The 23,517-nt window shown below is 35.8% G+C and carries 17 protein-coding genes, 1 tRNA gene and 2 pseudogenes; 9 read left to right on the top strand and 11 right to left on the bottom strand.

Annotated features, from left to right (window positions below; all coding sequences use genetic code 11):
• Positions 1-126: 126 nt before the first annotated feature.
• The 4 genes from ACYIAL_RS10890 to treR all read right to left on the bottom strand — a co-directional run bounded on the left by ACYIAL_RS10890 (position 127) and on the right by treR (position 5,188).
• Positions 127-675, bottom strand: coding sequence for a hypothetical protein (locus ACYIAL_RS10890; RefSeq protein ID WP_160432018.1), 549 nt, complete (start codon positions 673-675; stop codon positions 127-129).
• A gap of 175 nt (positions 676-850) precedes the next feature.
• Positions 851-2,524 (bottom strand): alpha,alpha-phosphotrehalase, encoded by a 1,674-nt coding sequence (treC, locus tag ACYIAL_RS10885; RefSeq protein WP_483751682.1) that lies wholly within the window; start codon positions 2,522-2,524, stop codon positions 851-853.
• 80 nt (positions 2,525-2,604) lie between these two features.
• Positions 2,605-4,032: a PTS trehalose transporter subunit IIBC gene (gene treB / locus ACYIAL_RS10880; RefSeq protein ID WP_483751681.1), complete on the bottom strand. Its 1,428-nt coding sequence runs from the start codon at positions 4,030-4,032 to the stop codon at positions 2,605-2,607.
• Between the two features lie 190 nt (positions 4,033-4,222).
• Positions 4,223-5,188, bottom strand: a complete 966-nt coding sequence (gene treR / locus ACYIAL_RS10875; RefSeq protein ID WP_202115468.1) for a trehalose operon repressor TreR — start codon at positions 5,186-5,188, stop codon at positions 4,223-4,225.
• 371 nt (positions 5,189-5,559) lie between these two features.
• Between treR and ACYIAL_RS10870 the strand changes: the two genes are divergently transcribed.
• Together ACYIAL_RS10870 and ACYIAL_RS10865 are read left to right on the top strand one after the other, a co-directional pair.
• Complete coding sequence (locus ACYIAL_RS10870; protein WP_483751680.1) at positions 5,560-5,748, top strand: hypothetical protein; 189 nt, start codon at positions 5,560-5,562, stop codon at positions 5,746-5,748.
• Positions 5,749-6,012: 264 nt separating this feature from the next.
• The gene (locus ACYIAL_RS10865) at positions 6,013-6,540 is read left to right on the top strand and encodes a hypothetical protein (RefSeq protein ID WP_483751679.1); all 528 of its coding nucleotides are present in this window, start codon (positions 6,013-6,015) and stop codon (positions 6,538-6,540) included.
• Here the strand turns inward: ACYIAL_RS10865 and ACYIAL_RS10860 are convergent.
• Positions 6,537-6,902 carry a winged helix-turn-helix transcriptional regulator gene (locus tag ACYIAL_RS10860; RefSeq protein ID WP_483751678.1) on the bottom strand — a complete coding sequence of 122 codons (366 nt, stop codon included), beginning with the start codon at positions 6,900-6,902 and terminating at the stop codon, positions 6,537-6,539. The two genes, ACYIAL_RS10865 and ACYIAL_RS10860, sit on opposite strands and share 4 nt — an antisense overlap.
• Before the next feature lie 140 nt (positions 6,903-7,042).
• Here ACYIAL_RS10860 and ACYIAL_RS10855 point away from each other — a divergent pair, with 140 nt between their 5' ends.
• Positions 7,043-7,678, top strand: coding sequence for an NAD(P)-dependent oxidoreductase (locus ACYIAL_RS10855; protein WP_483751677.1), 636 nt, complete (start codon positions 7,043-7,045; stop codon positions 7,676-7,678).
• Positions 7,679-8,009: 331 nt separating this feature from the next.
• On the opposite strand, the gene ACYIAL_RS10850 is transcribed toward ACYIAL_RS10855, so the two are convergent.
• Positions 8,010-8,498 carry an NADAR family protein gene (locus ACYIAL_RS10850; RefSeq protein WP_483751676.1) on the bottom strand — a complete coding sequence of 163 codons (489 nt, stop codon included), beginning with the start codon at positions 8,496-8,498 and terminating at the stop codon, positions 8,010-8,012.
• 324 nt (positions 8,499-8,822) lie between these two features.
• Here ACYIAL_RS10850 and ACYIAL_RS10845 point away from each other — a divergent pair, with 324 nt between their 5' ends.
• The 6 genes from ACYIAL_RS10845 to ACYIAL_RS10820 all read left to right on the top strand — a co-directional run bounded on the left by ACYIAL_RS10845 (position 8,823) and on the right by ACYIAL_RS10820 (position 18,380).
• Positions 8,823-11,402: a type I restriction-modification system subunit M gene (locus ACYIAL_RS10845; RefSeq protein WP_483751675.1), complete on the top strand. Its 2,580-nt coding sequence runs from the start codon at positions 8,823-8,825 to the stop codon at positions 11,400-11,402.
• On the top strand, positions 11,399-12,595 hold the full coding sequence (locus ACYIAL_RS10840) for a restriction endonuclease subunit S (RefSeq protein WP_483751674.1): 1,197 nt from the start codon (positions 11,399-11,401) through the stop codon (positions 12,593-12,595). Before ACYIAL_RS10845 ends, ACYIAL_RS10840 begins: the two co-directional genes overlap by 4 nt.
• A gap of 14 nt (positions 12,596-12,609) precedes the next feature.
• Positions 12,610-15,690 carry a type I restriction endonuclease subunit R, EcoR124 family gene (locus tag ACYIAL_RS10835; protein ID WP_483751673.1) on the top strand — a complete coding sequence of 1,027 codons (3,081 nt, stop codon included), beginning with the start codon at positions 12,610-12,612 and terminating at the stop codon, positions 15,688-15,690.
• A gap of 412 nt (positions 15,691-16,102) precedes the next feature.
• Positions 16,103-17,353, top strand: a complete 1,251-nt coding sequence (locus ACYIAL_RS10830) for a GmrSD restriction endonuclease domain-containing protein (RefSeq protein WP_483751672.1) — start codon at positions 16,103-16,105, stop codon at positions 17,351-17,353.
• Positions 17,340-18,068, top strand: coding sequence for a hypothetical protein (locus tag ACYIAL_RS10825; RefSeq protein WP_483751671.1), 729 nt, complete (start codon positions 17,340-17,342; stop codon positions 18,066-18,068). Before ACYIAL_RS10830 ends, ACYIAL_RS10825 begins: the two co-directional genes overlap by 14 nt.
• Before the next feature lie 235 nt (positions 18,069-18,303).
• Positions 18,304-18,380, top strand: a tRNA-Met gene (locus ACYIAL_RS10820).
• A gap of 39 nt (positions 18,381-18,419) precedes the next feature.
• Here ACYIAL_RS10820 and metF read toward each other — a convergent pair.
• From metF to ACYIAL_RS10795, 5 genes and pseudogenes are all read right to left on the bottom strand, one after another.
• Entirely contained in the window at positions 18,420-19,295 is an 876-nt protein-coding gene (gene metF / locus ACYIAL_RS10815; RefSeq protein WP_483751670.1) for a methylenetetrahydrofolate reductase [NAD(P)H], read from the bottom strand.
• A 132-nt stretch (positions 19,296-19,427) separates the two neighbouring features.
• Entirely contained in the window at positions 19,428-21,701 is a 2,274-nt protein-coding gene (gene metE / locus ACYIAL_RS10810) for a 5-methyltetrahydropteroyltriglutamate--homocysteine S-methyltransferase (protein WP_483751669.1), read from the bottom strand.
• A 175-nt stretch (positions 21,702-21,876) separates the two neighbouring features.
• Positions 21,877-22,428 (bottom strand): YagU family protein, encoded by a 552-nt coding sequence (locus ACYIAL_RS10805; protein WP_065583181.1) that lies wholly within the window; start codon positions 22,426-22,428, stop codon positions 21,877-21,879.
• 475 nt (positions 22,429-22,903) lie between these two features.
• Positions 22,904-23,047 (bottom strand): annotated as a pseudogene (locus ACYIAL_RS10800) (integrase core domain-containing protein); the annotation flags it as partial.
• Between the two features lie 197 nt (positions 23,048-23,244).
• Positions 23,245-23,353 (bottom strand): annotated as a pseudogene (locus ACYIAL_RS10795) (hypothetical protein); the annotation flags it as partial.
• Positions 23,354-23,517: the final 164 nt, after the last annotated feature.

Genomic DNA, 23,517 nt, shown 5'->3' with positions numbered 1-23,517 from the left:
TCACTCGATAATAATGGTTCTTGATCAAATCATAAAAAATTAGAAATAACGCAATTGGTTATTTCTAATATATATCATTTTGTTGATGGTATTTTACTTCCTAAGGCCCCTAATTTGGATATTAAATTATTTTAATTCCGCTTTTTTGGTTTCTTTTCTTTCTTTTAGCTCTTTTAATTCAAATTCCCAAACCTGCCAAAAATCCATGTTTGTTGGTTCTAATATGTTCATTTCGTGATTAAATTTTACAATATCACCACTTTCGTTAACACAATACATATCGGCATCATTAATAATTTTCAAAATTGGGATTGCTTTAAGTCCTGTTTCCTGCATAAATTGATGAGCAACAAAATCAAGCCTCATCCAATCAGCACTTAATTTAGAGGCCGTATAAGTATGAAAACCATATAAAAATGTCCAAAAAGGTCCTACATCCATTGCTTGTGGACGACGCCAGATCTCTTCTTTTACTTCAATATAAATACCTCTATGGGGAAGAGCATCACAATCTTCAGCAAGTAAATGAGCAACATATTCATCAGGAAACTTCATTGCTAAACTATTTTCAATATCGCGGATATCTTGCAACGCTGTTTTATCTTCGGCCATTGGAAAAACACGATAATCTCTGTCTAAATACTGGTTCATTAATAAAATTGTTTTGTCTTCCATCATCATACCTCTTTAATTTTTTTAGATTTACCCATTTTTTAAACAAAATATTATAACTTTTAGGCTAATTTTTAAAAGGTATTTTAATCAAATCGATCAACCAATTGGCATTAACAATGGGTGATTATCGTACATAAAAATAGGCAATCAGGTATTGATTGCCCGTGTCACTTGCTTAATCCGCTTGTTGTAACCAATATATAGCTTCATAAGGTCTTAACCTTATTTCAGTACCTAACGGTGAGTTATCTTGGTAATTACTCAATAACTGCTGCCAATTTTGATGTTGTAACGATTTTGGTAATGACCAAGTTTGTGTTTTATCGGTTAAATTGGTTATCACCAGTAATTTTTGATTATGCCACCGCCGGATATAGCACCAATAATCGGCACTATCCGGCGTTAGATCCTGATAATCACCAAAAATAAAAATGGCATGCTGTTTGCGTAATTTAATTAAGGTTTGATAGCAATAAAATACCGAATCAGGATCATTTTGTGCCGCTGTGACATTGATTTGCGGATAATTGTTAGCAACCTCAATCCATGGTTTTCCTTGAGTAAAGCCGGCATTGGCTGATGTATCCCAGTGCATGGGCGTTCGGCTATTGTCTCTGGATTTGCTGGCTAAAATGGCTAAGATTTCCTGTTTTTCCATGCCTTGCGCAAGTTTTTCGTGATAGATATTAAGGCTTTCTACATCGCGATATTGGGTGATATCGGTAAAATGGGGGTTGGTCATCCCGATTTCTTCACCTTGATAAAGATAAGGTGTGCCTTGTAAACCATACAGTAGCATGGCAAGCATTTTAGCGGATTGTTTGTGATATTGGCTTTCATTGCCAAGGCGCGAGACGATGCGCGGTTGATCATGATTACACCAAAAAATTGCATTCCACGCCTTACCCTGCATACCCGTTTGCCAGTAACCGATAATTTTTTTAAGTTCGATTAAATCTGGTTTGGCTAAACACCACTTATTCCCATTAGGATAATCAACTTTGAGATGATGAAAATTAAAGGTCATGGTCAACTCGTTACCGTCTAAATTGGCATATTTTTGGCAGTTTGCTAATGTGGTGGATGACATTTCACCGACTGTTTTGAGTTGATTGGGTTGAAATACCTCACGGCTGATCTCTTGTAAAAACTCATGGATGCGAGGTCCATCGGTATAAAATCGACGACCATCGCCCTTATCATCATCAGGAAAATCTTGCTGTTTTGAGACTAAATTAATCACATCCAGTCTGAGTGCATCTACCCCTTTATCAGCCCAAAATTGACATACTTTTTTTATTTCGTTGCGAACGGTTGGGTTTTCCCAGTTGAGATCAGCTTGCTCTTTAGCAAATAAATGCAAATAGTACTGCCCTGATGGTTGATGCCATTGCCAAGCTTTACCACCAAATTTCGATACCCAATTATTAGGCTCGTGCCCGTCTGCATTGGCATCTTTCCAAATATAAAAAGAGCGATAAGGGCTGTTTTTATCTAAAGCAGCTTTGAACCAAGGATGTTCGGTTGACGTGTGATTAAACACCATATCCATCATTATTCGCATCCCCCGCTTGTGTACTTGTTTTACCAGTAATTCAAAGTCAGCCATTGAGCCATAGCTTGGATCGATAGCATAATAATCCGACACATCGTAACCGTTATCGATTTGTGGGGATGGATAGATTGGCGTTAACCAAATTGCACTGATCCCAAGAGTCTGTAAATAATCTAAGCGCTGAATAATACCTTGTAAATCACCGGTTGAATTGGTGCCACTGGCTTGAAAGCTTTTGACATAAATTTGATAGATAGTGCCATTTTGCCACCAAGGGATATTGATTTTGTTCATTGTGTACTCTTTTGTTAATCTGTTAATCGCCTGCTGTTTTTTAATACAACAGCGAATTGTCACCATTTATTGAATATTGCTTAGCGAATATTTAATGTGCCTTTTTTCAGTTTTATCTTATAAACCACTGAGGTTAAAGCGATTGGCACCACAATTGCCACCAACATAGCAATGGCATAAATCGACCAATATATCGGCTTAATCGTTAATATGCCCGGTAATCCCCCAACGCCAATACCATTAGACAACACGCCTGCTAAACCACAAATTAATCCAGCTAATGCCGAGCCAATCATGGCGCACAACATCGGGAACTTATAACGTAAATTAATGCCATACATGGCCGGCTCGGTCACGCCTAAATAGGCCGATATTGCCGCGGGTACTGACACTTCACGTTCATTTTGTTTTCTACTAACCCAAATAATACCAACTACCGCTGAGGCTTGTGCAATATTGGAGAGGGCGATAATAGGCCAGATTGGTGTTCCACCCATGCTATTGGTCATCTGTAAATCAATTGCGAGCGTGGTATGATGAATACCGGTAATCACCAGTGGTGAATAGATAAAACCAAAAATGGCTGCACCGATAAAAGCATAATTTCCCGTCATTAAATATTTAACAATATCAGCTATGCCATTGCCTAACATTCGCCCCGCTGGACCTAAAATAAAATGGGCTAAAAAGACCGAAGTGAGTAATGCAACAATAGGAACAATCACTAAATTTAAATAATCAGGAACGATTTTTCGTAAATGAGTTTCGATCCAGCCAAGAGCCAGTCCTGCAAAAATCGACGGAATCACTTGTGCTTGATAGCCCACTTTAGCAATCGTAAACCAGCCAAAATCCCACACTTCGGGTATTTTGCTACCAAGATCATAGGCATTCATTAACTGGGGGGAAACCAACGTAATACCAAGCACAATACCGAGCACTGGCGAACCGCCCATTTTTTTAGTGGTTGACCAACAAATGGCAACCGGTAAAAAGTGAAAAATCGCCTCGCAAGGCAGCCAAAGCAGGCTGTAGATCGGCACTAACCAAGAGTAGCTTTCGGTAAGTGGTTTGTTATCAATAAATGGCATATCGCCAATCACATTACGTAATCCCAGCAATAATCCACCGGCAATTAAAGCGGGTAATAGGGGAATAAAGATTTCGGCTAAATTAGAAATCAACCTTTCAAAAATCGACATATTCTGTTTGGCTGCGGCTTTGGTCTGCTCTTTGCTTGCCTCATTAAGATTTAATTGTTGGATGAGTACTTTGTAATAACGATCAACATTGGTACCAATAATCACCTGAAACTGTCCAGCATTTATAAAACACCCTTTGACAAAGGGTAATGCTTCAATAGCGTCAATCTTGGCTACCTTGGGATCAACCAGCGCAAACCTTAACCTTGTCAAGCAGTGGGTGACACTGGCAATATTTTTACTGCCACCAACAAAATCGATTAGTTGCTCGATTGATTCTGTGGTTATGTTTAAATCTGTAGCCATAATAACATCCCCTTTTTCCGGTAAAAACTCAGCCGACATCATTTTATTTTTATCAATAATCTGGCTATTTTTTGATTGAAATTAAGCATAGATTGAATTGCTAAATTAATAAATGGGAACGTTCCCTTTTTTGTGATTAATATCACAGATTAGGGTGAAATAAGCACAAATTAAATAGTTATGGCTAAAACTAGCTTATTAAACGGCAAGGAACAGTGATGCAGTTAAGCTCAAAATGATTTTGTAACATACTCAGTAACGTTTGCGCTGCATAGCGACCTGCTTGATCAAAACCGAGCTCAACCGCACAGGTTTTAGGGAAAAGAAAACCCAACAGCTCACTATTGCCAATACTGGCTACTGTAATATCATCAAGCTGTTTTTCGTGTAAATATTTATTTAATCCTAAGGCGATGCTATCAGTTGCGCAAACAATCGCTGATGGATTTTTCACTAACACCAACTCGGCAAGTTCATAGCCGGAGCGGTAACTTAATTGCCCTAAAGCCGCATTCGGGGTAAGTTGATATTGCTGGCAAAAATCCACATAGGCTTGATAACGCAGTGCGCCAGTGGTTTGGTCTTGTTGCTCAACACCGATATAGCCAATTTTTTGATGTTGCTGCGATTGATATAAATGGGCAAGTAACATGTTTACCGCGCCCACATCATCATAACAAATACAACTGTGTGCGGAGAGTTTTCTTGCGATCACCACGCTTTTATCCCGCCAGACGGATAATAACGACTGCTCAAGCCCAGTAAAGGCAAAGATAATAACACCATCAGCTTGCTTGTCTTTGAGCATGGATAGATGTTCGTTAACTTTGGTGGTACTAAATTGACTCTCCATAATGATCGGATCATAACCATGCTGGTAAAAAATAGGCAACATACTTTGTACCGCTTGGTTTTCAGACAGTGAATCAAGCCGAGTGACAATAATACCAATGACTTTATTCCCATAGCCACGCATGGCTCTAGCCGATTTCGACGGGATAAATTGATACTGTTCAATAATTGCCATTACATTGGCACGGGTACTTGCTTTTACCATCGGATCATGATTAATCACCCGCGAAACTGTCGATTTACTCACCCCACAAAGCTTGGCAATATCTTTAATAGTTAAGTGATTTGAAGATCTGCTCATCATAAATTAGCCAACAAAAATCAATAAAATCATACTAAGCTATTTTAGAAAAAATAGCGATTTCAGATTGTTTATGTTGAAAAGTATTTATTTTGATTTTTTATTAAAACAGTAAGGTTATTATTGTTCTTTTATCATCTTTGATACAATCATCAAAATTAATAAGGATTGATTCAAAGTTCACAATAAAAACGTATAATGATGCAAAATCTAAAATTCTAGATTTACCTGTGGAATTGCGAGGTCGAACAATTAAATTGATTGAAAAGCTGGAACAATTTGGCCTAATGCAAATGTTGTACAGCACTTCCTTAGGAAGTGGATAATTTGAATTACGAGCGTTAGAGCGCATACAAAACTAAGAGAGATGATTGATGATGAGTAAAAAACACAGTACAACGTTTAGTGAAATAAAAAATATCGCGCTTGCTGATCCGGTGGTGCGCGCTGCGTATGATGATGCAGAAGATGAGTGGAAATTGCGTGAATTTTTGCTGAAAGCACGAGAAAAAGCGAAACTATCTCAAACTGAGCTAGCGAAACGTTTAGATATTGAACCATAGAACATTAAAGAATTGAACGTGCACCACTCAATACAAATATAAAAACGATTTTAAAATATTTAAACGTGTGTAATACAAAGATAGATTAGTATTGCTAACCAATAACTAAAATCAAAATAAGATTTAATATAACATCGACCATTTAACCATTGATATTAAAATAACTTTATTTAACTAAATTTTGATAAGCGCTATTCGATACAATCATTTTTTGTAATAATATGAAATAATTGAAATGATGACTTTAAAAGGAAAAAAATAAAGGTGCCATACAAATTTTTATGCAGTTCACTGCTCATTTTCGGTTTCTCAACATATGCATTATCGACCGAAACAAATAATACAATTGAAGCACAATTTAAAGCGGCTTTATTATGCAAGGTTGCTCCAATTGATGGTCGTGATGCAAAAGTGGTTAAACAACTTAACCAACAAAAAATTACCGTAAAAAACTTAGAAGATGATGGGTTGATTAATTTAGAGTATCACTTTGCCAAACCGCTGGAAATAATGAATACGACTATATCGCAAATTAAATACCAAGGCGATAGCGGTTCATATTTTTATGCTGTTGCCAAAGGTGATATCGATACATTTGCCAAAGCAATGGGGGCAATCCCAATCCCTGCCCATTTAAAAGAACAAATGTCTTGGGGTGATATAGGACAATATTATCAATATACAGCTCCAATCACAGAAGAAAATCATTTTCCTAGTATCATTCTTATCGGTCGTGACAAAAATGCCAACTCAGATGAGTTTTATTTTGGCTGCGAAGAATTTGATAGTTAATTATGATTGATTGACGGATGAGGAAAAGGTGACTCATCCGCTTTTAATTTGTAAGCCTTTCCCCACGCTAACATGGCATCATGCACTTGTTTTAGACTTTGTCCAACCTCGGTTAACGTATATTCAACTCTTGGCGGAACCTCGGCATACACTTTGCGGGTTAATAACCCATTTTTTTCCATAGCTCGCAGGTGCTGAGTTAAGACTTTTTGTGATATGCCGGTCAGCGATTTTTTTAGTTCACCAAAGCGTTTGGTTCCCGTAAGCAGGTCTCTCACAATTAAGACTTTCCACTTATCACCCATTAACATTAATGTTATTTCAACGGGGCAAAGAGGCAAATCATTATTTAATTTAATCATTAATGTTTAAAATTCAACAATAGTTTCAAAAAAGTTACTATAGCACTATTTAGTACCTACTTTACAGTAGAAACGTTAAAGACTAATCTAAAACCATTCTTATATCATGTTAATCCTTAAACAATTAAAAGGAGTAAAGTATGAAAATTGCAGTCATTGGCGCCAGTGGTAAAACAGGGCAACTTTTAGTAAAAGAGGCGATTTCACGAGGACATGACGTTACCGCAATAGTGCGTAAAGCAAGTCAACAGCTTGATCCCAAAGCAACCGTGATGATTAAAGATCTATTCGAATTAACCTATACTGATTTAAAACCCTTTGATGTGATTATCGATGCATTTGGTACTTGGGCACTGGAATCACTGCCATTGCATCAAACTAGTTTAAAACATTTAACGGATATATTAAGTGGTAAAACAAATCGCCTATTAGTGGTTGGGGGAGCAGGCAGTTTATATGTTAATCCTCAGCATTCACTGCGTTTGGTTGATTCACCTGATTTTCCTGAGGCATTTAAACCATTAGCCACTAATATGGCCAAAGCACTTGATGCGCTTAGAACATGCGATGATGTGCAATGGACTTATTTAAGCCCAGCCATTGAGTTTAACGCTGACGGGAAAAGAACTGGACATTATATTTTGGGCGGTGAAGAGGTGTTATTTAACAGCCAAGGAAAAAGCCAAATCAGTTATGCCGATTATGCCATTGCCATGATTGATGAGGCAGAAAAAGCGAAGCATATTAAGCAACGTTTTACCGTTGCAACTGAATAAGGTTGCTAAAGTTTTGTAACCAAACTTGTTTGGACAGAATAAGCACCGATTTTCCATAATAACGAACACAATATCCCGACACATTTTTCAACACGCTTCAAGGCTTATTATTTTAGAAACGAGTTGGATCTGACTTGGGATATTTTTGAATTTTAGTGAAAAAATGTATTTAACGGCCACGTATTAACCAAGAGTGGTGAATAGACAAAGTCAAAAATCTTGTCAAAAAGTTTCAGGTAACTATACGTTTAAGTATAAAAACTATTTTTTAGGTAAAAAATAGACCTAAAAAAGCAAATATTGATCATCTTTTTTAATGAATAAATTTAGATTACGCTTTTAGAGCCTCTCTCACTTGCATCAAAACTTCACCAAGTAGATTTTTGCCGCGCCATTTAGTCATATTAAATCTCATTTCGTCATCAATGCTTAAACCAATTCCCCAGATCTTGTCATAAGGGCTTGCTTCGGCTAACACTTTATCTTTAGTTGATAATAGATATTGTTTAAGCTCATCATTTTGCGAAAACTTGGCATAGTTACCGGCAAAAACAATCTCTTTTTTATGCTGATTCCAGATATTTTCATCAAAATGACGTACAGCTTGCCCCAACTTTTTTTGCATTTTAGATGACGGGATAGATAAAATGGCGTTGGCACTGTCGATATCTTTAAATAACAATGCTTTAGAATACATCATCCACTGTTCTGCACTAGTAAATTTAATATTATCAATAATAAAATGGCAAGGATACCACTGAGACAAATAATGATCAGGGCTAAAAAAGAAAATCATTTTCTTCTTTCCAACGTGTTTCATCGATTGAAATCGCTCCTTTTGCAAAATAGGTAACCTAAAAATAAATCAACTGACCAATACAATCTAGCTGTTGATAAAAGTGATAAAGATTGTATTGGTTTTATCACATTATTGCCAATTTTAAAAAACAGGCATGGTCATCTTAGCCATAATATCTGTTTCTGTTCTATTTGATTGGAATATCAACACCTATTTATTTAGCTAGGATTTGCAACTAATTACCGCTAAAATACCACGCAAATTTTGCTGGCAATCGGTTAAATAAAAAATAAACCAATGATACTTTTATGCCAAGGTAAAATTAGTTAATGAGGTTGATACGTTGTGATTACATCTGAAGAGATTAAAAGTCGGTTATGGGATGGCGCCAATGAGCTGCGTGGTTCAATGGATGCCAGCCGTTATAAAGATTATATGTTAGGTTTAATGTTTTATAAATTTTTAAGCGATAAAACATTATCTGCATTTAAAACAATGACAACCCGAGATGAGATCACGGAGTCCGAGCTTCTCGCCAATTATCATAAAAGCATGTTAGAACTTGGTCCTCAATTAGAAAGCATGCTGCAAAAAACATTGGGTTATTATGTTTTACCCGAGCATCTTTATCAAACTTGGATCGCAGATATTAATAAAGGTAATTTTGAAGTACAAAAAGTGATCGATAGCCTAAATCACTTTGAACGTTCAATTGCCAATAGCAAAGATGCCGATGACTTTAAAAATTTATTTTCTAATTCAACCTTAGATTTAACCGATACCGCCCTGGGTAGTAATTTACATGAACGCAGTAAAAATATTAAAGCTTTAATCTTATTATTTGCCGATCTTGATATGGTTGCTTTGCAAAAAGGCGATGTATTAGGCGATGCTTATGAATACCTGATTGGGCAATTTGCCATGGAATCGGGTAAAAAAGCCGGCGAGTTCTATACACCACGCCAAGTGAGTGAAGTAATGGCGCAAATTGCTGCTAAAACTTCGAATATTCGTTCTATTTATGATCCCACTGTTGGTTCTGGTTCGTTACTGCTTACGGTTAAAAAACATCTAACCAAAGCAGTGCAACAAAGCTTAACTTATTACGGTCAAGAAAAAAATACCGCCACTTATAACTTGGCAAGAATGAATTTATTACTACATGAAGTCAAACCCAATAAAATGACCATTAGAAATGGTGATACTTTAGCCCATGATTGGCCTGAAGATCCTGAGCGTCCTAGCGAGGGCGTGCAATTTGATGCAGTGGTAATGAATCCTCCTTATTCAGTAAAAAATTGGAATCGTGCGGGATTAAAAGTCAGCGATCCCCGTTTTGAAATAGCTGGCGTACTGCCGCCCGATTCAAAAGGTGACTTTGCCTTTTTATTACATGGACTATTCCATTTAGGACAAAGCGGCACTATGGCGATCGTATTACCACACGGGATCTTATTCCGTGGCGCAGCTGAAGGGGAAATCCGTAAACGGTTATTAGAAAAGAATTACATTGATACCGTCATCGGCTTGCCAAGCAACCTGTTTACCAATACTGGTATCCCTGTAGTTATTTTGGTACTGAAAAAGAATCGACAATTGGCCGATCCTGTATTAATCATCGATGCGTCAAATACCTTTATAAAAGTCGGTAAGCAAAACGTCTTACAAGAAAAGGACATCGCCAGAATTGTGGATACTTATGTATCACGCCAAGAGCAAGCGGGTTATAGCCATTTAGCCACTCGCCAAGAGATTATCGCTAACGAATACAACCTGAATATACCCCGTTATATTGATGCTATTGACGATGATATTTCCCACGATGTTGAAGGTCATCTATTAGGTGGCATACCGCAGCATAATATTGAACAACTTGCCGTTATCCGTGCCACCACGCCCGACTTATTACAGGCAGCATTAACGCCTGTGCGTCCGCAATATTTCACCTTAAAAGAAGAAATTAGCGAATTAACCACTAAAATCTTAAATGATAAAAGAGTGTTACAGCAATCGGCGCAATTAACTGAGCAAACACAAGCTTATATTGAGCGCTATTGGTCACAAATCATTGCGATCAATGATCAGGAACAGATCCACCCACTGATGGAGGCGATGTTAAACGATATAAAAAACCTGCTGGCTAGCTTTAATCATCTTGATATCTATGATGGCTATCAGATTATTGCCGAGATTTGGCAAAATTCATTACTGCATGATAGTGAAATTATTGCCGCAACTGATTTTTATACCGCAGCGCGTAACCGGATACCAAATATGGTTAGCAAAGGCAGTGGCGCTAAAAAACGGCTTGAGCAAGACGGCTTTATTAGCAATCTGATCCCAAGCGAATTAATTGCCAGTGAATTATATGCCGATGAGTTAACCAATATCGACAACAATAAACAGCAAATCCAAACGCTAGAAAGCGAACTTACGGATCTGGTCGAAGCAGCCAAAGTCGAAGATAGCCCTGAGTACGATGCGCTGTATGAGTCATTGAAAAAGAACGATGATGACGAACCGCTCGATACATTTGATAATAAAAAACTCAAACAAGAGCTAAAAAATACCGCAAAAGATGCGGAAACTTATCCATTACTGAAAAAAGTTGATAAATTAATCAGCCAAAAATCGACATTAAGTAAGCAAGTTAAAGCGGGCGAATTGGCATTAAAAGAAGCGGTACAAGAACGGATTTTAAGCTTAACGGATCAAGAAATTGACTCACTAATGTATAAAAAATGGTTTGGTAATACCATTACATTACTCTGTGAATTAATCGAAAAACCGATTAAAGCCGAATTAAAAACCCTGCAAATGTTAAACGAACGTTATCAAGATACCTTAACTTCGATCGATAAAGAGATCGAACAACTCGAAGCCGAATTACAAGCGATGATGCAAGATCTGGTGGTAACGCAATGAGTGAAAGTAAAAAATTAATTCCTAGGCGACGGTTTAAAGAGTTTGAAGGGGCTAATGAATGGCAAACTAATAAGTTATCTGCCATGGCTGAATTTTCTAAAGGTAACGGGTATTCTAAAAATGACCTTAGGGAATATGGGATACCCATTATATTATATGGCAGACTCTATACAAAATATGAAACTATAATTAAATCAGTAGATACTTTCGTCGAAAAAAGAATTAATTCCGCTGTATTTAGTACAGGTGTTGAAGTAGTTGTCCCCGCATCTGGAGAAACATCAGAGGACATAGCACGGGCTTCTTTTATTGAACAATCAGATCTAATCATTGGTGGGGATTTAAATATTCTAAAACCAAAGATTCAAATTAATTCTGTTTTTTTGGCATTATCACTTTCCAATGGAAATCAACGTAGAGAATTAATTAAAAGAGCACAAGGAAAAACAGTTGTACATATACACAATTCTGATCTTAAAGAAGTTAATTTGATTTTTCCTACAAAAAATGAACAAGAACAAATAGGCGAATTCTTTAAAAAACTTGATAACCTTATTAATACTCAACAAAAAAAATTAGAAAAAGCCAAAACTCTAAAATCTGCCTATCTAACGGAAATGTTTCCAAATGAGGGGGAGTTACGACCTCAATTACGGTTTGCTGGTTTTATTAAAGATTGGAATATTAAAAATATAAATGATTTAGCAAATAGATATGATAACCTTCGAATCCCAATTACCGCCTCGAATCGAAAAGTTGGATTAACGCCATATTATGGTGCAAATGGTATTCAAGACTATGTCCAAGGATTTACCCATGAAGGAGAATATATACTAATTGCAGAAGATGGAGCAAATGATTTTAAAAACTACCCTGTTCAATACGTAAAAGGTAAAATTTGGGTCAATAATCATGCACATGTCTTACAAGGAAAGATAGGAATTTGTGATAATAAATTTTTAATGAATGCCTTTAAAAATATAAATATTGAACCTTATTTGGTTGGTGGAAGTAGAGCTAAACTCAATTCTGATACGATGATGAATATTAGCCTTAAAGTACCTAATCAACAAGAACAAACCAAAATCGGTAATTTCTTTAAATTACTCGATAACAAAATCGCATTAGAACAAAAAAAATTAGATAAATTAAAAAACATCAAACAAGCTTATTTAAACGAAATGTTTGTATAAAAAGGAGTTAAGGAATGAGTCGGGTAGCGAAAGATGTCGCCGAAAAAACCTTTCAAGAGAATTTTGTTAAAAAATTAAAAAAACAGCAATGGCAAGCACCTGACTTTTTAGATGGTAATCGACATAAAGTGACCGTTAATGATTTAGTCACCCATTGGCGGAGCGAACTCAATCGCCTAAATACCGATCAGCTTGAGGGCGTTGAATTAACCGATAACGAATTTAGCCAAGTGATGGCAAAAGTTAATCAACTCAATAACAGCTATCAAGCGGCAAAACTGCTCGCTATGGAAGAATCAAAAGGCAAAATTGATGGTATTTATCGCGATGATAATCCGCTTGTGACACGCAAGCAAATCACCTTAACTATTTTTAAAAAAGCCGAAGTGTGTGGTGGTGACTCAAGTTATCGTATTGCTCGCGTGGTACAAACCCCTAACGGTAACCGTTTCGATTTGGTTTTATTAATTAATGGTTTACCGTTAATTAATATTGAACAAAAACGTACTGATAAAACCCTAGACGAAGCATTTGAACAATTTAAACGTTACTATCGAGAAGGTGAATATAGCCATAATTTTATGGCTTTTTCGCAAATGATGGTGATAAACAGCGAAATCGAAACCCGTTACTTTGCTACCCCTAAATCACTTAATGACTTTAATCCTAGCTTTGTGTTTCATTGGGCGAATAAATTCAATAAACCGATCAATCATTGGCAACAAGTCATTGAACACTTTTTAATGATCCCAATGGCGCATCAAATGGTGGGTGACTACCTAGTTATTGATGAAGCCAAAGAGGAAGAAAACCGCCGGCATATGCTAATGCGTCCTTATCAGGTCTTTGCTTTACAAGCAGTTGAAGGTGCGGCATTTGGTTGGGATAATCCCGACAAAAAGCCACATGGCGGATTTGTTTGGCATACGACGGGTTCAGGTAAAACCATTACCAGCTTTAAAACAGCGCTATTTTTATCAACCCGAGCTTATTTTGATAAAGTGGTCTTTTTGGTCGATCGGCGTGAGCTTGATAGCCGTACCAGTGACAACTTTAAAGCCTATGCTGCCTTTGAACCTGTCACGGTTGATGATACGCACAGCACCTCGCAACTTAGAAAACACCTTAGCACCCCCAAAAATGGCATTGTGGTGACCACTATCTTTAAACTGCATAACCTAGTTAAAGCCCTTGAAGAGGGCAAAGATAGCCACTTAGCCGATAAAAAAATAGTATTTATTGTTGACGAAGCCCACCGTTCCACCATGAAAAATATGATGGGCGATATAAAAAGCCATTTTAGAATGAATGGGCTATTTTTTGGATTTACTGGCACGCCACTTTTTGACGAAAACAAAGTTAAAGGCAAAATAAACGAAAATAGCGAAGTCATTAACACCACCGAAAAACTATTTGGTCCAAAATTACATCAATACACCATTGATGAAGCCATTGCCGATGGTAACGTGCTTGGATTTCATGTTGATTACATCAATACTGGCGAATTTAGCAGTTATGAAGATTTACGCGATAAGCTTATTGAGCGTATCAAAATCGAAAAACCAGAACAAGCCGATCGCGAAATCGCCCGATTAGTGCATAGCTGGAGCGAAACCGAAGTTGAAAAGCAAGCCATTGATAAAGCGCTATTAGTTTATCATGATCAAACCCATATCCCCCGTGTGGTGACAGAGATTTTAAACAACTGGCAAGCACAATCCCAACAGCAACAATTTAATGCCATCTTAACCGTCGCTTATAAAGAACGAGTGATTGCCTATTATCACGAATTTAAAAAACAGCTGGCAAACAGTCAGCAACCAATCAATATCGCCATGACCTTTAGCTTTGGTAACGAAAATGATCCAGATAATGTCGATCCTGAAATTATCAGTGCCATGTTTAACGATTATGCTGAGTTTACTGGCATTAAGTTTATAGCAGGTGATAAAAAACATGGCGAACAAGCCTATTTTGAGGATGTAGTGGAACGAGCTACCCGTGGCGGTAGTGGTCGTAATAGTAAAAATATCGATTTAGTGATTGTTGCTGATCAGCTATTAACTGGCTATGATTCTAAACGACTAAATACCCTCTATGTTGATCGTACCTTAAAACTACAGAGCTTAATTCAGGCTTATTCGCGCACCAATCGTGTGTTTGGTTCTAGCAAAGAATTTGGCACGATTGTTAATTTTCAAACGCCACGCCTGACCGAACAAATGGTGAATCAAGCCCTTGAACTGTATGGTAGTGGTGGTAGCAGTAGCAAAGCGATTGTAGAAACCTATGCCACTGCAGTGCGAATTTTAGCCAACGATTTTGAACAATTAGTTTTAACCTTAGCCGATCCAACCGAATGGCAATTGATTGAACATGATGACAAAAAACGAACTGAATTTAGCAAAGCCTTTAAAATAGCTGCAGACCAACTTAATACAGTGCAACAGTATTATGAGTATCAATGGGATAATGCCACTTTTGGCATGACCGAGCACCATTGGTTGCAATATGTCGGGGCATTTAAAAATTTAACTGCCAAAGAAAGTACTGCAAGCATGCCAACATTCTTGCCAACCCTAATCGGTAAAACTAAATTGGCGGGCACACAGGTTATTGATGCCGCCCATATCCTTAGCTTAATTGGATCTAAAGTGACACATGTCGATGGTGTACAAACCGTTAACGACGAAACTAGGCGCATTATCTATGAACAAATTCAAGAATTAAGCCAAATGGGCGAAGACCAGCAAGCTAAAATATTAAAGGAATTTGTCGATACTGAATTATTGACAGGTCACCTATCCAGCCAAGTTCATTTTGATCAAGCTTTTACTGATTGGAAAAACGATAAAATCAAACACGCCGCTAACGAATTTGCCAACGAATGGGGCATTGATAGCAAGCTGTTAACCAAAGCATTGCTTGAGTTTGATCTGTCACAATCAGACATTGTTCCTTATTTTGCTGAGATCATTGAAAGTGTTGACTTAAACCGAACCAATAAAAAGGTGGATAGTTTATTTATGCTCAATATCGCCTTACATGACGAACTTCCACGTTGGATGACCGAGATTAAACAGCAATTTAGTTGATCGCTCTAAAATAAAACTAAGCAATTAAAAAATTATGTTAATTACAATTGGATGATTATTTATGGCTTACTACACCAACATCTTTTCACCAGAACAGTATTAAGCTAAATAGATTAGCTATAATAACCTTACTCTTTTGTAAAAAATTAACGTGTTTACTATAAAAATAGCTCAGGTAGAAATTTGATTTTATTGAATTTTTATTTTTTAACTTTTTAAATTAAAATCATATGGTTATAAAGTGATGTACATTGGGATTTAGGAATTTTGGTAACATTCTAAACCTCATTATGATACAGGATATTGGAAAAACTATCTGTTATATGTATATAATAAATTCGCTCAAAATATAGCAGAATTTGTTAATTAAAACCGCGATAGTTGTTTTCGTATTGTTAATCATGAAAAATTTATGGCAGGTAATTTTATGGAAAATAGGGTTTATTATGGAGAGTATACTTTAAAACATTGGATTGAATTAATCTTGAATAAAAATATTGTCTTACCTGATTATCAACGACATTTTGTTTGGAGTGATGAAAAAGTAAAAACATTAATACAAACTTTTTCAGATAAACAATTTATACCTCCTGTAACAATCGGCGCTTTTAAAATCGATGGTAAAAATGATAATTTAATTCTTGATGGACAACAACGCTTAACAAGTATTTTATTAGCTTATTTAGGTCTATATCCAAATAAAGACAAATATTCTAAGCCGTTAGAATCATATGTTAGTGAAAATGATGATGATGAAGATCCATGTATATGTGAATGGACTTTTAGAGAGCTTACAAAAAAAGGCAGCAATAGAGATGATTTAATTAAGAAGATAAATATAAATAATGCAGAAAATGCAGAATATAAATCACTAGATTTCAATCTGGACGATGAATTTTTTGAAAAAAATTTTTTGGGTTTTTCTTATTTAGTTCCTGATATATCGTATGATGCTAAAATCCAACAAAAATACTATTCTTCCGTTTTTAGAAATATCAATATTCAAGGTCAAACTCTGTTACCTCAAGAAAGCCGAGCCTCATTATATTTTTTGGATAAAGAATTAACAAATTTTTTTACACCAGGTTTTTGTCAAAAAATAACGGTAAAAAACGTTGGTAATAAGGCTAAATTCGATTTTGTTAGATATTTATCTCTTCTTTCGCATTATTTTAAAAGTCAAAATAGAAACATAGTTGCACGTAGCTATAAATCTAAAATGGAGCAATATTATGAACAATATATCTATTGTGTAGTTAATGATGAAGAGTCAAAATTATTCGGCAAATTTTCAGAAATTTTTCCTAATAAAGAATATAGTTCACGTTTTGAACTATTAAAACAAACAATAAATAATCTCAAAATCCCTAATGAATATAGTTCGATTATTGATCTAGATGTATATTTTTTTGGTCTAATATATCAAATCATCTTTAATAAAAATGAAATACCTATCATAGATAATACTAAAATAAAATTTAAAGATGGCGATTCAATAAAATATATTGAAATTGATGAATTTAAAACAAAACTAGATGAGAAGATTAATACTTTTAAAAGAGGTGCTCATAAAAAATCACCTAGCAACCTACAACATTTAAGAAAACGTATGGAACAATCAATACAATTATATGAAAAAATTATAGATAATGAAAAAGCATAAAAATTTTATTTTAACTCCTATTACAAGCAATTTAGAAATTGCAGTGACTTCCTGCTCAGGTATCGGTAATGGTATTGAAACTTTTCCCCTATGTGACTACATAATGCAATCAATTTTCCTCAAAATGACTGGATTTCAAGAACAAAAAATGAAGTGTATTTGTTGGGATTTAGCAACAGAGGATTACGATTATCGATATCAGAAATTTAGAAATGGTTTAGGAGAATGTTCTCAATATAAAGACAAAAATAATATATATACAGAACTTGTTGAACAAATTAAAAAACATGATCCAAGCTTTGAGCATTTTTCTGACGAGGAAAGAGAAAAAATATTAAAAGATACAACACTCGAAATACATAATATTTTCAAAAATACTAATTTGTTTTACTGGAGCACAAAAAAATATTATGAATTTGAAGATTTTTGGGAGACTATTACAATAGATCATTTTGCTAAAGGTACTTTATTTTTAGCTGAAAATAAAAATAACTTTTTAAAAGAAAAAATATATGAAAAACATTTATATCGTCATAGAAATAGATGTGCTCATAATATATTGTGTGTTCAACAACACTTGCCATCATTAAAAACACTTGTTGATAATGATTATAAATATGAAAATTATTTTATATGGTTTGCCACACTATCTCTTATAGATAATATTTTTATTAATTTGTACAAGAAATATTTAGATTTACATAATAAAAATTAATGTTTTTATGTAAAATCATAATAGCTATTGGAAAGTTTCTATTTTTAAACCGCTACGTTTTATATACCTTTTAGCTTTAATGAAAGACTAAAGTTATTGTTAAAAATTTTTATGTCACTTTGTATTTATGTAAAAAAATAGTACATATTTACTCAATAGTGTTTAAAAATGGCGCGATTGCGTTAAATAGGTATTGCTTTATTATTTAATTACTATAATATGGTCTCCTCTTTGACGCGGGGTGGAGCAGCTTGGTAGCTCGTCGGGCTCATAACCCGAAGGTCGTTGGTTCAAATCCAGCCCCCGCAACCAATTCCTATCAATCCTTGATATATCCTTTTTTCTAAATCACTATTTTGTTTTTGGTACAGCTAATAATGTTGCAACAGCTTCGCTAATGCGTCTAGCTATGTAGCTATTGTTCATGGTGTACAAATGAATGCCATCCACATTTTGTGAAACTAAATCAACAATCTGATCGATGGCATAAGCAATGCCCGCATCACGAAATGCATCGGGATGATGTTCATATTTTTCCATCATTTGTTTGAATTTTTTCGGTAAATTCACCCCACACATCGATACCATGCGATCAATTTGGTTTTTATTGGTCACTGGCATAATGCCGGCTTCGATCGGCACATTAATGCCCATATCGTGTGCTTTATCTAAAAATGCATAAAAATAGTCATTATCAAAAAATAGCTGTGAAATAAGTTGATCAGTACCCGCATTGACCTTTTCTTTTAAGTGGATCAGATCTTGTTTTAAAGTTGATGCTTCAAGATGACATTCTGGATAACATGCACCAATCACGTTAAAATCACCGTTTTCTTTAATAAATGTCACCAGTTCGCTGGCGTATCGAAAATCATCTTTGGGCGGTACATTCGGGCTGATGTCACCACGCAAAGCAAGCACATTATCAATCCCTGCACATTTAAGATCGTGTAGGATTTTTTGCATCTCAGCTTTATCAAAATTAATGCCCGGCAAATGAGCAACACTTTCGATGCCATAAGTGTGTTTTACCGAGTGGGCAATATCAATGGTGGTTTGCCCATTTAAGCTACCACCAGCACCATAAGTGACACTAATAAAATCAGGTTTAAAATAACCAAGCTCTCGTAGTGTGCTGTAAATGGTTTCTAAAGGTGATGTTTTTTTAGGGGGAAAAACTTCAAAAGAGAACACCGTTTTTTTATTAAATAATAGATTTGTTTTCATTTTTATCATCCATTCGTTATATCACTTATTTTCCTTATTGACATTTCCGCCGCCAAAATAGGCAGCGGAATTGTCAGGCTCGTAAAGTACGATGTCTTAGTAAATAAACTCAGTTCTTTGTAAAAATAGTGCTTAATTCAGTGTTTTCCTTACTGCTAATGTAGCCTCAACAAGATGCTGTAAGCTTTCAACCACTTCTTTTTCACCGCGCGTTTTTAAACCACAGTCTGGATTAATCCATAATTTTTGTTTATCAATCTTCGCCAGTAACTTTTCGATCGTTGCTTTAATTTCAGCAACAGGCGGAACACGTGGCGAATGGATATCGTAAACACCTGGTCCAACTTCGGTTTTAAAATTATTGGCATTGAGCACATCAATTAATTGCAGATTAGAGCGAGAAGCTTCGAACGAAATTACATCGGCATCCATTGCATCAATATCTTTAATAATGTCAGCAAATTCGCTATAACACATATGTGTATGAATTTGAGTATCGGCTTGGACTTTGCTGTGTACTAATCTAAATGCCGGAATCGCCCAATCAAGATATTCGCTGTTCCAATCCGCTTTACGCAGTGGTAATTTTTCCTTTAACGCGGCTTCGTCAATTTGGATAATCTTAATGCCAGCAGCTTCAAGATCTAACACTTCATCACCAATGGCCAATCCAATTTGGAATACTGATTCTTTTTGCGAAATATCTTCACGTGGGAATGACCAGTTAAGAATCGTTACCGGTCCTGTTAACATTCCTTTAACAGGTTTATCAGTCAGACTTTGTGCATATTTTGAATATTCAACCGTAATCGGTTTAGAACGTGAAATATCACCCCAAACAATCGGTGGCTTAACGCAACGTGTACCGTAAGATTGCACCCAAGCTTTTTCGGTAAACACAAAGCCATTTAAGCTTTCACCAAAATATTCGACCATGTCATTACGTTCAAATTCACCATGAACTAACACGTCAATGCCAATTTCTTCTTGCAATTTAATACACTCAGCTATTTTTTGTTGATTAAATTCAGTGTATTGATTCAAACAAATTTCGCCTTTTTTGAATTTAGCACGATTTAAACGCACATCAGGTGTTTGCGGGAATGATCCAATGGTTGTAGTTGGTAATAGTGGTAAATTAAAGGCCTTTTTCTGCGCTGCTTCACGCACTGAAAACTCAGGTAAACGGGTAAAATCAGACGCATTTAATGCCGCCACTTTTTGGCGAACCGCGTGGTTTGCACCTTCACGTTCACGGGTAAATAGTGTTTGATTGGCTTTATAAGCCGCATTATTTTCAGGATTTGCTTCTTTAAATAGCAGACCAAGTTCAGCAAGCTCTTGTAACTTTTCTTGAGCAAAAGCAAAATAAGCACGTTGTTGAATGGTTAATTTGGTTTCATTTTGCAATGTATAAGGAACATGCAGTAATGAACAAGATGTATTAATTACAATATTTGTGGCTTTTTGTTTGATTTTGCCAAGTAAAGCTAAAGTTTTTTGGTAATTGTTTTTCCAGATATTTTTGCCATTAACAACACCAGCAAATAATACTTTATCAGCAGGGAAGCCATTATTTTCAAGTAAAGCTAATGACTGTTTACCTTCAACAAAATCAAGCCCAATCCCATCAAAAGGTAAAGCGACAAGTTCTTTATAACAATCACGCACATCACCAAAATAGGTTTGTAGAACAATTTTGGTGTTACCTTTAACTGATAAAATCGCTTGATAAAGCTCGGTAAATAAGGCGATATCGTCTTGATTAAGATCGGTTACTAAAATTGGCTCATCAATTTGGATCCATTCAGCGCCAAGCGTTGTGAATTTTTGGATGATCTCTTGATAAGCTTTGATAATATCCGATTTAAAATCACCAAGCTGTTTTTTACCTAAATACTGCGCTAATTTAAAAAAGGTTAATGCACCAATCACAACTGGCTTGGTTTGCACGCCTAGCGCTTTAGCTTCTTGATATTCGTCAAAAGGTTTCGTACCTGTTAACTTAATCTGTACTGAATCTTCAATTTCAGGCACTAAATAGTGGTAATTGGTATTAAACCATTTTTTCATAGCCAGCGCACGCACATCACCTTTTTCGCCCTGATAACCACGCGCCATGGCAAAATAACGGTCAAGTTCAGGTAAACCTAAATCTTGATAACGTTTTGGAATGACATTCAACAAGCATGCGGTATCAAGTACGGCATCATAAAATGAAAAATCATTCGATGAAATAAAAGCAATTTTTTGTGCGGCTTGTTGTTTTAAATGCTCGGCGCGTAACGCCTTGGCTTCGTTTAATAATTCAGCTTGGGTTTTATTGCCTTTAAAATAGGCTTCTGTTGAAAATTTAAGTTCACGAAGCTTACCAACTCGAGGATATCCAATAACAGCAGTATTCATTTTTATTTCCTTTTTATCGTTTTTCTTTAGTGATAAAAAAGATAACAAAAAAAACAGATATTGAATAATTCTAGTTTTTTATGGATTGTTATAGTTTTTAACTATAACAACTAAAATAAAAAATCCCACTATTTAAATAGTAGGATTGAACATTAACAGATGAAAGCTAAGCCAGTTATTGGCGCCAGTTACCATGAATTGGTCTTGCAAAATGAGCAAGTACCGCAATCATACACACTTCGATCGATGCACCCCAATAGATATGACCTAGAATTTCACTCCAAAGCTCATAACCATTTAAATTCCATAACCAACCAACCGTACCTTCCGCATCATAAGCAGGATGGCGGAAACCAAGCAATGGAATTAAAAAGCCGTGCATCACAACGGTAATAATAATGCCGTACAATGCCCCATACCATAAGCGGATTTTGTTGCAATAATATGCACCTGCAACATAAACAAAGGCGAAAGCAAAACTAAATAACCAGTGATAAAGTGTCACTGCACCTAAAACGCTTGCCCCTTGGTAAATATAATCAAGCGAGTGGGAATTAATCCCAAGCCAACCAAGCCACGCATCAATATGTGCCGCTGGTGGCGAAATTTCGCCAGGTACGCGCGGAGGCATATTGACCTCTGAACCCCATTTTACTAATGAACTAAAAAATCCGCCAATAATGGTGGTCCATATAATAACTTGGCGATTTGTTTTATTTCCAAACATACTGGGTTTCCCATAGTTAAAATAAATACGTTATCGAATTATACTCCACAGCAGTAGATAAAAGAAGAATAAATGGGATTGGTTGATTGTAAAAGTTATTGGAATGATGGGGATGATTATTGATTAAAATAATCCTTGAAATCTTTATAAAGTGTTTTATGCCACCTTTAGGTAAAGGTAATTTTCAAAGCAATTAGTCCATGTTGTTGAAAAATAATCGAGCATAACCACTATGTAAATCTAGCTTAAATAAATCATTGAATGTGATTATTTATTATTAAAACGGTATAGAATCCTGAATATTTTTTACAAAAATATAATTTAAAATGTGAACAGGTGGAATTATTTGATTAACAAATATTCAGTATAAATAGAATGTGTTATATTATTTTCGTGTGATTTTACAATGTGATCGGGTAGGTGTTAGGCTGAACTTGTAAATACCCCAAACCTAGTACACAACTCACGTAGAAAATTAAGCTGCCTGTTTTAGTGTTTTATACTCAATCGGCGTCATATTATTTAGTGCTTCATGAGGTCTTTCGGTGTTATAACTGGTTAGCCATTCTTCGGTTACCTTTCTTACTTGTTCCAGATTATTAAATAAATATAAATCTAATCCTGCCGGTAAGCTTACTGCAATATCAATACCTAACGCCTCACGATTAAAGTTATCGATGACATTGAAGGTCCTAAAGCGACGTTGATTACGGCTACTATCACTCATAAAATCCATTGACCAGCATTCACCTTGTTTATTAGGAACCAATAGCTTTTCTGGTGTTCATGGGGAGATACGTTTGTTACGTTTAGCTCTAATATTAAGTTTTAACTCACAATACACCCGATAAACACGCTTATGATTCCATTTATAGCCGAGCTTTCTGATGCGATTAAAACATTTGGGAAAGCCCCAGCGTAAATGCTGGTCAGTGATAGCATTCAACACCGAAACAATCACCGAATCATCCAGTAACTTAGGTTGATAATAGTAAGCACAACGGCTTAAGCCAACAATGGCACAACTCATAGCAATAGTAACAGAATGATTTTGTTGTAGTTGCTGTGCCCACGTTTTACGTGCCTTTG

It is taken from the genome of Gilliamella sp. X-57, from assembly GCF_057063565.1.
This window is presented reverse-complemented; position numbering and strand designations above follow the sequence as displayed.

Coding starts and splice junctions, on each gene's coding strand:
- ACYIAL_RS10890 (WP_160432018.1), bottom strand. CDS start 675: ATGGAAGACAAAACAATTTTATTAATGAACCAGTATTTAGACAGAGAT.
- treC (WP_483751682.1), bottom strand. CDS start 2,524: ATGAACAAAATCAATATCCCTTGGTGGCAAAATGGCACTATCTATCAA.
- treB (WP_483751681.1), bottom strand. CDS start 4,032: ATGGCTACAGATTTAAACATAACCACAGAATCAATCGAGCAACTAATC.
- treR (WP_202115468.1), bottom strand. CDS start 5,188: ATGATGAGCAGATCTTCAAATCACTTAACTATTAAAGATATTGCCAAG.
- ACYIAL_RS10870 (WP_483751680.1), top strand. CDS start 5,560: ATGATGAGTAAAAAACACAGTACAACGTTTAGTGAAATAAAAAATATC.
- ACYIAL_RS10860 (WP_483751678.1), bottom strand. CDS start 6,902: ATGATTAAATTAAATAATGATTTGCCTCTTTGCCCCGTTGAAATAACA.
- ACYIAL_RS10855 (WP_483751677.1), top strand. CDS start 7,043: ATGAAAATTGCAGTCATTGGCGCCAGTGGTAAAACAGGGCAACTTTTA.
- ACYIAL_RS10850 (WP_483751676.1), bottom strand. CDS start 8,498: ATGAAACACGTTGGAAAGAAGAAAATGATTTTCTTTTTTAGCCCTGAT.
- ACYIAL_RS10840 (WP_483751674.1), top strand. CDS start 11,399: ATGAGTGAAAGTAAAAAATTAATTCCTAGGCGACGGTTTAAAGAGTTT.
- ACYIAL_RS10835 (WP_483751673.1), top strand. CDS start 12,610: ATGAGTCGGGTAGCGAAAGATGTCGCCGAAAAAACCTTTCAAGAGAAT.
- ACYIAL_RS10830 (WP_483751672.1), top strand. CDS start 16,103: ATGGCAGGTAATTTTATGGAAAATAGGGTTTATTATGGAGAGTATACT.
- ACYIAL_RS10825 (WP_483751671.1), top strand. CDS start 17,340: ATGAAAAAGCATAAAAATTTTATTTTAACTCCTATTACAAGCAATTTA.
- metF (WP_483751670.1), bottom strand. CDS start 19,295: ATGAAAACAAATCTATTATTTAATAAAAAAACGGTGTTCTCTTTTGAA.
- metE (WP_483751669.1), bottom strand. CDS start 21,701: ATGAATACTGCTGTTATTGGATATCCTCGAGTTGGTAAGCTTCGTGAA.
- ACYIAL_RS10805 (WP_065583181.1), bottom strand. CDS start 22,428: ATGTTTGGAAATAAAACAAATCGCCAAGTTATTATATGGACCACCATT.